This window comes from Tsukamurella pseudospumae (genome assembly GCF_001575195.1).
GTDB classification, from domain to species: Bacteria; Actinomycetota; Actinomycetes; order Mycobacteriales; family Mycobacteriaceae; genus Tsukamurella; species Tsukamurella pseudospumae.
Window position 1 is genome coordinate 1 of record NZ_LSRF01000067.1, and the last position, 209, is coordinate 209.

The following is a 209-nucleotide window of genomic DNA, read 5'->3' on the forward strand; positions in this document are numbered from 1 at the left end:
ACGCGCCCCACCGTCGACGTCGACATGGTGCTGCACATCGAGACCGGGGCAGCGACCTGGTCGAGCGTGCGCGAGCAGCTCGAGGCATTGGGCTACGTCCTCCATGAGCCCGTCGGCGATGGCCCAGTGCATCGATTCAACCGCGGCAAACAGCAGGTCGACGTGATGGTCGCGGACCATGCAGCGCCGAGCCTGCAGCCCAGCGTTAT

Annotated in this window: 1 pseudogene; it reads left to right on the plus strand. The window is 66.5% G+C overall.

The features are described from left to right. Positions 1–209 (plus strand): annotated as a pseudogene (locus AXK60_RS25130) (hypothetical protein); the annotation flags it as partial.